A 12,026-nucleotide genomic window follows, 5' to 3' on the forward strand; every position below is an offset into this window, starting at 1 on the left:
AGAGGAGATTAGCGATGCGTATTTTGCATACCGGAGACTGGCATCTGGGGCGCGCACTTGAAGGCCGGAGCAGGCTTGCAGAGCAGGAGCGCTTTCTGGATGAACTGGTTAAGCTGGCAGATGAAGAGCAGGCCGATCTGATCCTCATGGCGGGGGATGTTTATGATTCCGTAAATCCGCCTGCGGCTGCAGAGCAGTTGTTTTATGATGCGGCCGCCAGACTTACGGAGGGGGGCCGTCCTATGGTGGTCATTGCAGGCAACCATGATCAGCCGGAACGGGTTGCATCGGTCACGCCGCTTGTTGCAACCAGGGGCATAACGCTGATTGGGACTCCCGTCGCCGATGCGATCACTGTTGCAGCGGCACGTACCGGAGAAACGGCCAAGATTGCAGCACTGCCTTATCCGTCTGAGGCCAGGCTCAATGAGCTGCTATCGATCGATGGAGATGAGGATCAGCTCCGGCGTGCCTATAGCGAGAGAGTCGGACAACTGATGAGGAAGATGGCAAGGGAATTTTCTCCGCAGACGGTCAATCTGGCCATGAGCCATATTTATGTACTTGGCGGCGTCGAGAGCGATTCCGAGCGGCCGATTCAGGTCGGTGGAGCGTACACGGTTGATCCGTTGGCACTCTCTGTAGGCGCATCTTATACGGCGCTTGGTCACCTGCATCGTTCTCAGGCAGTAAAAGGGGAGGGAATCATCCGCTACAGCGGTTCACCGCTGGCCTACAGCTTCTCGGAAGCGGGACAGGCCAAGTCGGTGACCCTGGTTGACGTATCGCCAGGAGGAGCACCCGTGATCGAAGAGCTGTTTCTCAGCAGCGGTCGCCCGCTTGTTCGCTGGAAGGCCAAAGGCGGCTTGGAAGAGGTGTATCGATGGCTTGATGAGGGGCGTGATCCCGAAGCTTTCATAGATCTGGAGGTATCCCTAACGGAGGCCATGGGGCTTGCCGACATTCAGCGACTTCGAAAGAGCAGGGACGGCATTGTTCACATCCGTCCGGTTTACCCGGAGATGGAGGCGCTGGAGCTGGAGAGCGAACGGTCCCGACTACCGCTGCCGGATCTGTTCCGAAAGTTCTACCAGCGGCAAACCGGCGGGGCGGAGCCCGAGGATCATCTGGTCGATTTGTTTCTGGAGCTTGTAGAGGAAGAGGAGTCTGACGGGATGGAGGTGAAGCCGTAAGATGAAACCGATCTTGTTGAAGTTATCCGGACTGCAGAGTTATCGAGAAACGCAGGAGATTGATTTTGAGACGTTGTGCGAAACCGGACTCTTCGGTATTTTCGGACCGACGGGAAGCGGGAAATCCACGCTGCTGGATGCTATTACTCTAGCCATGTATGGAAAGGTGGAGCGCGCAGTTAACGGAACCCAGGGCATCATGAACCATTCGGAGGACAGCTTGACCGTTTCCTTTACGTTTGAGTTGTCTTCCGCTGCCGGGCTGGAGCGATATCGGGTAGAGCGCCGATTCAAACGGGTCAACGAGCTCTCCATCAGCAATACGGTGAGTCGATTTATCCACGTTACCCCCGATGGGGATCAGGTGATGGCGGATAAATTGGCCGAAGTCACCCGCTGCGTAGAAGAGAAAATCGGACTTAAAATGGATGATTTTACTCGCGCGGTTGTCCTTCCTCAAGGAAAGTTTGCCGAATTCCTCTCCCTGAAGGGGAGTGAGCGTCGGCAGATGCTTCAGCGGCTGTTTCATTTGGAACGATACGGAGACCAGCTTGCGATCAAGCTCAGCCGCCGCGTTAAGGATACAGAGGGTTCGCTGAAATCCGTCGAAGCTGAACAGCAAGGGCTGGGCAGTGCAGGCAAAGAAGCTTTGGCGGAAGCGACTACGAGGCTGGAAGATGCCAAGAAACACGCGGTGTCATGCCGGAATCATCTCCAGGTTGCCATCGAAGCCCATGAAGCCATGGGTAAAATCCGTGAGTTGGATATGGAAAAACGGCGGCTTCAGGGGAAACTGGACGAGCTTGCCCTTCATGAGGAAGAGATGAAGGAGCTGGAACGAAAGCTTGAGCTGACAGGGGCGGCAGCCGCTGTTCTCCCTGCACTTGAGGCATGGCGGGAATCCGGCAAGGTCTGGGAGCAGCGGCGGCAGATTGCCGAAGGACTCACCGCCCAGGCTGCATCCGCTCAGAAGGCGGCGGAACAGGCCGTAAAGGCGGATGAAGCTGCCCAGGCAGCCCTTCGGGCCGAGGAGCCGAAGCTGGTGCTTCGGGAGCAGCAGCTGGAGCAAGCTGTTATATTGCAGCGGGAACGTGATGGATTACGGGAAGAACTGATTAGGCTGGATGCACAGCGAGTGGATGCACGCAAAGAGCTTGAAGGGGGAACTGCCCAACTGCAGAAGGAGCAGGAGCTGCTTGAACGAGGGCGAAAGCGGCAGGAGGAGCTTCAAGCCAAGCTGAAAGGGCTTGAGACCCGCTCTGGTGAGCGGCAGGCGCTTCATATGGCGATGCAGAAGGTTCAAGCCCTCGAGTCAGCCGGCAGACTCAAGCAGAAGGCTGAGCTCGATTTAAAGACACAGGAGAGCAAGCTGAAGGAGCAAAAGGCAAGGTTTATTGCCCTGCAGAAGCAGGAGCAAGAATTGCAGCAGCACTACATACAGCTCTCCGTGCAAGTTGACAGCTTGCAGCGTGATGCAGCCGAGGCCTCATCGTTTGCCGATCGGATGGCAGCCGCGGCAGCTCAGGTAAACCAGGCGATGAGCCAATCGCTTCGCGACAAACAGCTTCATGCCCTGTCCCTTTCGCTGGCCGCCGAGCTTCAGGCAGGAGCGCCTTGTCCGGTTTGCGGGAGCGAACATCATCCGCGCCCTGCTGCCTCATCAGGGCAGCCTGAAGATAATCTTGATGAGGGCATGGATCGGCTGACGCAGATCACGCATCAGATCCAGGAGGCTAGATTAACCCTGCGGGGGCAGCTTAACGAAGCGGAAGCGCTGGCTAGACAGACGCGCTCGCAGATTGAGTCGTACGCAGATGACGAGCTGCTTGCCGTCAAACGCGACGGGCAAGAGCAGGAACGCGGATGGATGGAGGCGGCAGTGTCAGCCATACCTACCGCTGATAAACTGTACGATGTGGAAAGGCTTGCTTCGGATACAGCATGGCTCCTAAAAGCAGCCGAAACTCAGGCTGCTGCCATCGGACCATGCCGTACGGAAGCCTCCAAGGTACAGCAGAGTCTCTCCACACGCCAGCAGGAGCTTATGAAACAGAGCGCCGCGCTTGAGAATGGTCAAATGACATGGAACCAGCTGCGGGATCAGCTTGCAGGACTGGAAGCAGAAGCTGAGGGCATTCTGAATTCCTGGCAGGAAGTCAAGCCGGATTTCTCTCTGGAAGAGGCGGCCGGCCGTTTTAAGCTCATGCAAGAGAAGGATGCGGAATCCGAGTCGATCAAGGAAGGGCTGGAGCGCAGCGTTCCATTTATCGAGGAGAAGAAGCAGGCCGTCCTTCACTTGGAGCAGCAGCTTCGTGAGCTGGAGAAGCAGCTGATTCAATGGGATGCGCAGCGTGAAGGTAAGATGGAGGGGCTGAAGGATAAAGAAGAGCGTCTTCAGGCATGGATCGGCGACCGGTCGGCTGAGGAGCTGCTGGGCGAATGCCGGACCAGAATGACGATGCTGAATGAATCCGCTGAACAAGCCAGAAGCGAGTGCAGGAAGGCAGAGGAGAAGGCTCAGCATGCAGCCAAGGAAGCGGCTCTTGCAGAACAGGCTGAGGGAGCCGCGCAGGAGCAGCATCAAGCTGCCAAGCTTGCCTGGGAGAACCAGCTGGCAGGCTCACCGTTCGCTACGGAGCATGCCGTCATGGAAGCCTGTTTAACCCCGGAAGAAATTGAACGATGTGCACAATTAGTGAAAGCCCATCGGGAAGGACAGCGGGAATGGACGCTGAGACTTCGCGACGTCGAACAGAAGCTAGGCATAAGCCCTTTTCATGAAGAAGAGTGGGAACGGTGCTCAGGCGAGCTTCAGGCGGCCCGTACAGCCGATGAGGAGGCCCTTCAAGCGAGAGCTCGAGCTGAGCGGGACTTGGAAGACCTGAACAAACGTCACATCCGTTTTATGGAATTGGAAGAGCAGCGTCTTAGCCTTCAACGAGAGAGCGAGCGCTTGTCCAAATTGCAGTCCTGCTTGCGCGGAAACGCGTTTGTGGAATACATTGCGGAGGAGCAGCTGATGCAGGTGAGTCAGTCGGCTTCCCAGCGCCTTCGCTATTTGACCAAGCAGCGCTACTCACTTGAGGTGGACTCCGGGGGGGGATTCGTCATTCGGGACGATGCCAACGGCGGCGTCCGGCGTCCGGTATCCACACTATCCGGCGGCGAGACATTCCTGACCTCATTGGCCTTGGCTTTGGCACTCTCGGCACAAATTCAACTGCGCGGGCAATATCCACTGCAGTTCTTTTTCCTCGACGAAGGGTTCGGCACGCTGGATCCGGAGCTGCTGGAGACGGTCATTACCGCGCTTGAGCGTCTCCATACGGATAAGCTGACCGTTGGCATTATCAGTCATGTGCCCGAGCTTCGGGCGCGTCTGCCGCGCAAGCTGGTCGTACGGCCGGCGGAGCAAGCGGGAGCTGGATCGCAGCTTGCAATCGAATCGATGTAATAGCGAAACATGGATGATGTGATCTAGATCACGGAAACAGCAACATGGCACTGTTATAGTACAGATAAGCCGACATATGTAAGAAGCACCGGGCAGGCGCTTGATCATGAGAGATTCCTATCTTTTTCCTTGCTCTCATGATCAAGCGCCTCCTTACTGGACAGCTGCGTTCCAGGGGTGCTTCTCTTTTTTTTGTGAGTATGCCTTAATTGTCATCTATTGGACGCACTGCCTAATTTCTTATATGATAAAAGTATGTAAACGTAGGAAAGGGGTAACCGTAATGGATTGTCTTTTTTGTAAAATCGTAGAGGGTGAGCTTCCTTCCACGAAGGTACTCGAGAATGATAAGGTGCTTGTTTTTCAAAACATTAACCCGGAGGCACCGGTTCATGTCCTGATCATTCCCAAGAAGCATATCGCATCCATGAATGATATTCAGGATGAAGATTTGCTGCTGATTGGCGAGATGCACAAAGCAGCTAAAGAAGCAGCGGCGAAGCTGGGCATTGCAGAGAGTGGTTATCGATTAATTAACAACTGCGGACCCGATGGGGAACAATCGGTGTTTCATGTGCACTATCATCTGATGGGCGGTCGCCGTTTGGGCGCTTTAACAGGCATTTCACCCGCTCATACATAACATCAGGCCATTGAAGAAATAGACCAGCCTCGCAGCGGGAGTGACGCAGCGGGGTTGTTCTAATTCTTGCCACTATCGTAAAATAGATGTCTAAGGTTGACACCCTATTTCCGTTTGCCCTATAATGAAGTTTGATGAACCGTGTTAATGCTCTTGGACGGTCTGGTCGGAGGGAGGGAAAACTGGTGTCTGAAACTAAAGTTCGCAAAAACGAGACAATTGATGCTGCACTTCGTCGCTTCAAGCGTTCCATTGCTAAAGATGGCGTATTGGCTGAAGTGAAGAAACGCAAGCATTATGAAAAGCCAAGCGTAAAGCGCAAGAAAAAGTCCGAGGCTGCTCGTAAGAGAAAGTTTTAGGAGGATCTGAACTAGCATGAATCTTAGCGAACGATTGAACGAAGATATGAAGCAAGCGATGAGGAGTAAGGACAAGTTCAAACTCTCAACGATTCGAATGGTTCGTTCGACGATAAAAAATCTTGAAATAGATTTGAAACGAAGTTTGGATGACAACGAAGTGCTTGATATTTTTAGTCGTGAAATCAAACAGCGCAAAGATGCCCTCCAAGAATTTGAAAAAGCGGGACGCGACGATCTTGCCGCCGATGCAAAAGCAGAAATTGAGCTCCTTAGCGCCTACCTCCCGGAACAGCTTACTGAAGAAGAAATTAAAGTCATTGTACAGCAGACCATCCAGGAAACCGGTGCTTCTTCAAAAGCCGAGATGGGTAAAGTAATGAGCGCTCTCATGCCGAAAGTTAAAGGGCGTGCAGATGGGAAGCTTGTCAATCAAGTTGTTCAACAATTTCTGTAACAACATAAGTGAAACACCCCTTGTTTTCTCAAGGGGTGTTTTTTCTTTTTTTTGTGGGTATGCTTTCGAGGACCGCCTCTTCGCGATGGTTTTTTTAAGAATGGGAATACTTTTTGAAACGAAATCGTTTCTGATTCGTAATAACTACCATATGAGTGCAAGTAGATACATATGCTTATGCAACAGGCAGGCCGCTGAACCCTATTTGTCGAAGTAATGGTTCAGATGGCTTAATACGTCGAAAAGGAGGGGAACAGATTGAGCAAACCGTTTTCGATCCGCAAATTACTGACATTCACGGCAGCTGTTGTTATGATGCTGATATCCATCGGAATGTATGTAGGTCCGCTGAAATCCGCGGTGGCTGCGAACATCGGGTCGGTGTATGTTATTCCGGTCAAGCAGCAAATTGAGCGTGGTCTAACTAGCTTTATGGAGCGTGGATTTAAGGAAGCCGAGAAGATGGGGGCAGGATTAATCGTCCTGGAAATCGATACGCCGGGAGGCCTGGTGGACCAAGCCGGTAAAATTGCATCCTTGATGAAGGACAGCGATATTCCGATTGTGGCTTACATTACGGGTGACGCCGCATCGGCAGGCAGTTACATCGCGCTTAATGCAGACAAGATTGCCATGTCTAAGGGGAGTATGATTGGCGCGGCTTATATGGTGGATGCCAGAGGAAATCCGATTGAGGATGCCAAGATGGTTTCCTGGTGGAAAACGAGCATGGCAAGTGCTGCAGAAGCTTCAGGTCGAAATCCGGAGATTGCTAAGGGAATGGCTGATCTCAATCTAAAGGTAGACATACCTGAAATTGGTTTGACCAAGCAGCCAGGCGAGATTATATCGTTGACGCATGATGAAGCGCTCAAGACAGGTTATGCGGATACGATAGCAACCAGCACAGAGGAAGTCATTGCGTGGATGGATTATTCCACGGAGGATGTGTTTCGGATGGAGCCAACCTTCTCAGAGAAGCTGGCTACTTTTCTTACGCACCCTGGCGTGATGACGCTGCTGCTCTTCATTGGTATCGCAGGTGTTATTATCGAAGTCATTGTTCCGGGCTTTGGCGTGCCGGGAATTCTTGGTGTGGTTGCATTCATACTGTATTTCTTTGGTAATCAGGTCGCTGGATTTGCCGGTTGGGAGACCTGGCTGCTGTTTGTGATCGGTATCGTGATGCTGGTGATGGAGCTGTTTGTACCAAGCTTCGGGATATTGGGCATCATTGGATCAGCCAGCTTGATTGCCGGCGTCGTAATGGCGGCCTACAGTACGTCACATGTTGCCCTGTCCCTAGGTATTGCAGCGGCATGTGCTTTGGTGGCTATCATCGTGGTTGCTCTCGTATTTAAGGAACGGGGAATATGGCGGAAGTTCATACTCAATGACAGCTTATCCAAAGAGCAGGGGTATATTCCGAATGAAGACCGGGATGTACTTATCGGTCTGGTCGGAACTTCGATTACGCCGCTTCGGCCGGCTGGAACGATGGAGCTGGAGGGACGACGACTTGATGTGGTTACCCTTGGAGGATTCATCGATTCCGGCCGCCCGGTCCGCGTCATCAAGACGGACGGCACCAGAATTGTGGTAGAGGAAGAAAAAGGGTGAACCTCGCCGCGTAATTGTGTAGTATTAAAAGGGCTAGTGTTTTAAACGTTCTAAGTTTATGAAGCCAATATTCAATAATGGAGGGTAAACGAATATGGAATTGGATGGTTCATTGGTACCGATTCTTCTAATCGGTGTTGTCGCGATTATCGTGCTTAGCGTGTTTTTCAGTTTCTTCCCGTTAATGCTTTGGATTTCGGCGCTCGCTTCCGGCGTGCGCATCGGGATTATTACATTGGTGGCCATGCGCCTGCGGCGCGTAACCCCGAGCCGGATTGTGAATCCGCTCATTAAGGCAACCAAGGCAGGACTTGGCCTTAACATCAATCAGTTGGAGAGTCACTATCTCGCAGGCGGTAACGTAGACCGGGTGGTCAACGCCTTGATTGCAGCCCAACGTGCAAATATTCCGCTCGAGTTTGAAAGAGCTGCGGCGATTGACCTTGCCGGACGGGATGTTCTGCAGGCGGTGCAAATGAGTGTTAACCCTCGCGTTATCGAAACGCCGGTTGTAGCAGCAGTAGCCAAAGACGGTATTGAAGTCAAAGTTAAAGCCCGTGTAACCGTACGTGCCAACATTGATCGTTTGGTCGGGGGCGCTGGCGAAGAGACAATTATTGCTCGTGTTGGTGAAGGTATCGTAACAACAGTGGGTTCCAGTAATTCGCATAAAGATGTCCTTGAAAATCCGGATCTGATCTCAAGAACGGTCCTGTCCAAGGGGCTAGATGCAGGAACAGCATTTGAAATCCTGTCGATCGATATCGCGGATGTTGATGTAGGCAAAAACATCGGCGCGTACTTGCAGACCGAACAGGCGGAAGCCGACAAGCGTATTGCCCAAGCGAAGGCGGAAGAACGCCGCGCGATGGCGGTAGCCCAAGAGCAAGAGATGAAGGCTCGCGTCGTAGAGATGAGAGCACGCGTTGTGGAATCGGAATCCCAAGTTCCGCTGGCTATGGCTGAAGCGCTTCGCAGCGGCCAACTGGGCGTGATGGATTATATGAACCTGAAGAATATCGAAGCCGACACCCAAATGAGGGGTTCCTTCGGTAAGATGGGTGAGAATAATGACAATCCTGGTGACAACAAAACCAAGTAACGATGAGGTGAGCCTATAGTGAGCTGGTTATTCGATAATATTTACATTGTAGCTGTTATAGGCTTCTTCATTATCTCCGCCCTCGGAAGACGCGGCAAGAACCCTGAGGAGGGGAAAAACCCCCGTATGCCGTCCTTTGGCGGCGAAGGGGACCGTCCTGCAAGACCGGGGCAGCAGCGGCCTGAAGCAAGACGGGTACAGACGACTCCACAAGTCTCCCGTCCGGCACCTGTTCAGGAAAGCACCCGGATCGAGCGGATGGATGAAGAAGAGACGGATACCGGAAACGGATACTCTCTTGAACATCGAGAGATTGATCGAGCCAGACGTGAGGAAGAGATGAAGACTCACCCTGATAGCATAGATCATAGACTCGAGATGATGGAGAGGGATTTGAACCGAATTCACTCCAATTTGAACCAGATGACCATCGCATTACCTGAAACGGTTGTCGAAAGCAAAGACGAAGATCCTGAACAGTCTAGGGGTAGTGGATCGTTTCTTGCAGAACAAGCTCGAAATGGCATTGTTTGGGCCGAAATTCTCGGAACTCCGCGTGCCAAGCGCTCCATGAATCCTCGGCGTTAAATTGGATGCAGTTAATAGATTCATAGAAGCGGGAGACCGCCTCGTCAGATTTTTTGACGGGGCGGTCTTTTTGCTTTTCATCTCATAAAACAGCTTCATGGGGCATAAGGTGTACAGTACAGGAAGGGGGAAAGTCTCCATATGTCCCGCATCAGCCGCAAGCTGCAGAAATGGACCCAAGAAATGCTTGATTTGCCACAGGACCTGTTATTTGATTTGCCGCGGTTGACCCTGATTGGCAATAAAGAGCTGCATATCGAAAATCATCGCGGAGTCCGGCATTTTTCCGAGGAGCGACTTGTGTTGTCTTTAACGCAAGGTTCTTTGGAGATTTCGGGAACCGGACTTGCGATTCAGGCTATTCAAAGTCATGAAGTGACCATCATTGGCACCATTCATCATATTCAATACATAGGAATGGGGGAGAAACCGTGAAGATTCCGACGATGATCCATCTTCGAGGATATTTGAAGCTCGCTGTTCGCGGTGAGCATGTGGAAGCATTCATCAATTCATTGGCGGAGGCGGGGATTCCGGTTTGGGATGTAACACCGACAGGGGCTCACTCAGCAGAGCTTAAGCTGCTGCTGAAGGATTTCAGAGGGCTCCGTCCGCTGTTAAAACGGACAGGCTGCCGTACGCGCATTAAGGGGCGCTACGGATCCCCCTTCAAAGCTCGCCGCCTGCTGAAACGCAAAGCGTTTGTTATCGGCGTTGTTGCGTTTTTTATGATCCTGCTGACACTTTCCTCGATGGTGTGGAACGTGGAAGTAGAGGGGAATGAAACCATCGCTTCAGAAGATGTGCTAGATGCGGCCAAGTTGGAAGGGATCTACCCGTTTCAATGGATATTCAAGCTGCAATCGCTGGACAAGCTGTCCGGGAATATGACGGCCCGCCTCCCGGGAACTTCATGGGTAGGGGTGGAACGCAACGGGACGCGCATACGCATACAGATCGTAGAGGCGGCTGTACCGGAGAAACCGCCGCTTCAGAGCCCAAGGCATCTGATCAGTACGCAGGACGCTGTCATCACCCATATTTACGCCGAGAAGGGGGTTCCTAAAGTAGGGATTAACAGCCGGGTAAAGAAGGGCGACGTTCTGATCTCCGGTGTACTTGGCGATGAAGAAAACTCGGAACGAATTGTAGCCAAAGGGGAAGTGAAAGGCCTTGTATGGCATGAATACGATATCGAGATTCCATTGGTGAAGACTCATAAAGTTTATACGGGGGAAGGGAAGAAGCGGTCCTATATCGTATTTGGCGATCGGGCCGTCCAGTTGTGGGGCTACGGGGATATTCCGTTTTCGCAGCAGGAGACCTTGACTTTCTATGATCCGCTTACTTGGAGGACGCGCGTGCTGCCGCTCGGCTGGATGACGGAAAAGATCATGGAGGTTACCGAGGTCCAGCGGACCATAAGCGAGGATGAAGCCAAGAAAGAAGGAATCGAGGGGGCACGCCGGGATATTTTGGCGAAATATGGGGCGGATTCCAAATTCGTGAGCCAAAAAATTTTGCATGATAAGAAAGAGAATGGTAAAGTTTATATGAAAGTGCTTTTTGAGGTGGAAGAGACCATCGCGAAAGAACTTCCCATAGTATATGATCAAGGAGAATGAGGCTATTTGTCACAGCAAACGACCAGCATTCAAATTTTACTTCAAAGCGCGTCAGAAGGTCTGTCCTTATTCGGACCACAAGATACATTTCTTAAATTAATCGAAAAAGAAATTCCTGCGACGATTGATTCACGGGAAGCGGTCATCACCATTCGGGGACAACATCGAAATGTGGAGAGTCTTCAGCAGCTGTTTGAAGTGCTGCTCCAGCTTGTGCGCAACGGCTACATTTTGACCGAGCGTGATATTCTTTATGCAGTAGAACTTGCCAAGGATCTGAGAGCGGATCAATTGCTGGATCTGTACAAGGGCGAAATCACGACAACCTTCAAGGGTAGGCCTATTCGTGTGAAAACCATCGGTCAAAAGCACTATGTGACCACCATCAAGAAACGGGATATTGTATTCGGTATCGGTCCTGCCGGAACAGGGAAAACCTACTTGGCCGTTGTTCTGGCTGTTGCCGCACTGAAGGAAGGATCCGTCAAACGGATCATTCTGACAAGGCCGGCAGTCGAGGCTGGAGAGAGCCTGGGCTTCTTGCCGGGAGATCTGCAGGAGAAGGTTGACCCTTATCTCAGACCGTTGTACGATGCCTTATACGACGTCATGGGCCCGGATCAAACGGCCAAGGCACTAGAGCGTGGGTTGATTGAAATCGCGCCGCTTGCTTATATGCGCGGGCGGACGCTGGATGATTCATTTATTATTTTGGATGAAGCACAGAATACCACACCGGAACAGATGAAGATGTTTCTGACACGGCTTGGATTCGGCTCGAAGATGGTCATAACAGGGGATGTAACCCAGATTGACCTGCCGCGGGGCAAGAAATCAGGACTTATCGAAGCTAAAAGGATATTAAGCGAAATTGAGGAAGTCGGATTCGTCTATTTTGCCGAACAGGATGTCGTACGTCACTCTTTAGTACAAAAAATCATCGTCGCTTATGATAAAGCAGCAGAAAACCAAGATTAAAGGGGAT

11 protein-coding genes are annotated in these 12,026 nt (G+C 51.9%); all 11 read left to right on the plus strand.

From position 1 onward, the window contains the following. The first annotated feature begins 14 nt into the window (after nt 1-14). Nucleotides 15-1,193 carry an exonuclease SbcCD subunit D gene (locus tag MKY48_RS09640; protein WP_076320583.1) on the plus strand — a complete coding sequence of 393 codons (1,179 nt, stop codon included), beginning with the start codon at nt 15-17 and terminating at the stop codon, nt 1,191-1,193. Nucleotide 1,194: 1 nt separating this feature from the next. Then, nucleotides 1,195-4,647: an AAA family ATPase gene (locus tag MKY48_RS09645; protein ID WP_339292832.1), complete on the plus strand. Its 3,453-nt coding sequence runs from the start codon at nt 1,195-1,197 to the stop codon at nt 4,645-4,647. Nucleotides 4,648-4,930: 283 nt separating this feature from the next. Beyond that, nucleotides 4,931-5,290 (plus strand): histidine triad nucleotide-binding protein, encoded by a 360-nt coding sequence (locus tag MKY48_RS09650; RefSeq protein WP_071222932.1) that lies wholly within the window; start codon nt 4,931-4,933, stop codon nt 5,288-5,290. Nucleotides 5,291-5,475: 185 nt separating this feature from the next. Further along, nucleotides 5,476-5,649, plus strand: a complete 174-nt coding sequence (rpsU, locus tag MKY48_RS09655; RefSeq protein ID WP_005547957.1) for a 30S ribosomal protein S21 — start codon at nt 5,476-5,478, stop codon at nt 5,647-5,649. 16 nt (nt 5,650-5,665) lie between these two features. Further along, nucleotides 5,666-6,106, plus strand: a complete 441-nt coding sequence (locus tag MKY48_RS09660; protein ID WP_053489149.1) for a GatB/YqeY domain-containing protein — start codon at nt 5,666-5,668, stop codon at nt 6,104-6,106. A 315-nt stretch (nt 6,107-6,421) separates the two neighbouring features. Continuing rightward, complete coding sequence (locus tag MKY48_RS09665) at nt 6,422-7,726, plus strand: nodulation protein NfeD (RefSeq protein ID WP_339293486.1); 1,305 nt, start codon at nt 6,422-6,424, stop codon at nt 7,724-7,726. 94 nt (nt 7,727-7,820) lie between these two features. After that, on the plus strand, nt 7,821-8,828 hold the full coding sequence (gene floA, locus MKY48_RS09670; protein ID WP_339271915.1) for a flotillin-like protein FloA: 1,008 nt from the start codon (nt 7,821-7,823) through the stop codon (nt 8,826-8,828). An 18-nt stretch (nt 8,829-8,846) separates the two neighbouring features. After that, on the plus strand, nt 8,847-9,416 hold the full coding sequence (locus tag MKY48_RS09675) for a hypothetical protein (RefSeq protein ID WP_339292833.1): 570 nt from the start codon (nt 8,847-8,849) through the stop codon (nt 9,414-9,416). A 141-nt stretch (nt 9,417-9,557) separates the two neighbouring features. Beyond that, entirely contained in the window at nt 9,558-9,851 is a 294-nt protein-coding gene (gene yqfC / locus MKY48_RS09680) for a sporulation protein YqfC (protein WP_098742710.1), read from the plus strand. Continuing rightward, a complete protein-coding gene (yqfD, locus tag MKY48_RS09685) occupies nt 9,848-11,041 on the plus strand; it encodes a sporulation protein YqfD (protein ID WP_339292834.1) in 1,194 nt (397 codons plus the stop codon). Before yqfC ends, yqfD begins: the two co-directional genes overlap by 4 nt. Nucleotides 11,042-11,047: 6 nt before the next feature. Next, nucleotides 11,048-12,019, plus strand: a complete 972-nt coding sequence (locus MKY48_RS09690; RefSeq protein WP_339271919.1) for a PhoH family protein — start codon at nt 11,048-11,050, stop codon at nt 12,017-12,019. Nucleotides 12,020-12,026 lie beyond the last annotated feature (7 nt).

Source organism: Paenibacillus sp. FSL W8-0187 (assembly GCF_037969755.1).
Classification (GTDB): domain Bacteria; phylum Bacillota; class Bacilli; order Paenibacillales; family Paenibacillaceae; genus Paenibacillus_AQ.

What these genes read in the sequence shown, in the direction of transcription:
- MKY48_RS09645 (WP_339292832.1), top strand. Translation starts at nt 1,195, where the DNA reads ATGAAACCGATCTTGTTGAAGTTATCCGGACTGCAGAGTTATCGAGAA.
- MKY48_RS09665 (WP_339293486.1), top strand. Translation starts at nt 6,422, where the DNA reads ATGCTGATATCCATCGGAATGTATGTAGGTCCGCTGAAATCCGCGGTG.
- MKY48_RS09650 (WP_071222932.1), top strand. Translation starts at nt 4,931, where the DNA reads ATGGATTGTCTTTTTTGTAAAATCGTAGAGGGTGAGCTTCCTTCCACG.
- floA (WP_339271915.1), top strand. Translation starts at nt 7,821, where the DNA reads ATGGAATTGGATGGTTCATTGGTACCGATTCTTCTAATCGGTGTTGTC.
- MKY48_RS09640 (WP_076320583.1), top strand. Translation starts at nt 15, where the DNA reads ATGCGTATTTTGCATACCGGAGACTGGCATCTGGGGCGCGCACTTGAA.
- MKY48_RS09660 (WP_053489149.1), top strand. Translation starts at nt 5,666, where the DNA reads ATGAATCTTAGCGAACGATTGAACGAAGATATGAAGCAAGCGATGAGG.
- yqfC (WP_098742710.1), top strand. Translation starts at nt 9,558, where the DNA reads ATGTCCCGCATCAGCCGCAAGCTGCAGAAATGGACCCAAGAAATGCTT.